General features: G+C 41.2%; 1 protein-coding gene. It reads left to right on the forward strand.

What is annotated here, in order from left to right:
- Positions 1 to 194: 194 nt before the first annotated feature.
- The coding region (locus FRY97_RS22005; protein ID WP_147169774.1) for a transposase family protein at positions 195 to 670 on the forward strand (476 nt) is incomplete at its 3' end.

Raw genomic sequence — 670 nt, forward strand, 5'->3', positions numbered from 1 at the left:
AACGATTTTTGGCGATTACCAGCATCTATCCGGAGGAATTTGACGTTTTGTTCAGTGCCTTTGAGCCAAGGTGGCTTCAAGCGCACAAGCATTACAATTTTCGAGGTAAACGACGCTCGAAGCCCTTGACGGCAAAACAATTGCACGCGCCCACTAAAACTATACCAACTAATCGGGAAAAACTATTTTTCATCTTGTATTTGTACAAGATAAATCCATTACAGGAAGTTGCTGGAGCGACGTTTGATATGAACCAAGGTCAAGTCAGTCGTTGGAAAAAAGTGCTAACCCCGGTTTTGTTGGAAGCACTCAAAGACTTGGATTTACATGCTGCTAGGAATACTGAAGAATTGATCCGGTTATTCCGTAGCCGACAAAGAAAAAGCACTATAGATGAAAATATTGATTCAATGCATTTGGATGTTACGGAGCGCCCTATTGAGCGCAATACAGATAGGGAGGCTCAGCAAAATGACTATTCCAAGAAGCAAGCTGATCATACCATCAAAAACACCATCATTTGCGACGAATACCAGTTTATTCATTTTGTAGGATTTACCTGGAGAGGTGCTATACATGATAAAGCCATGATTGACGAGGAAATTACTTCATTTGATCACCCTGTATTTACGGATTTGTGGTTGTCCAAAGATGCCGGTTATCAAGGATA

It is taken from the genome of Phaeodactylibacter luteus (assembly GCF_007993045.1).
GTDB classification, from domain to species: domain Bacteria; phylum Bacteroidota; class Bacteroidia; order Chitinophagales; family Saprospiraceae; genus Phaeodactylibacter; species Phaeodactylibacter luteus.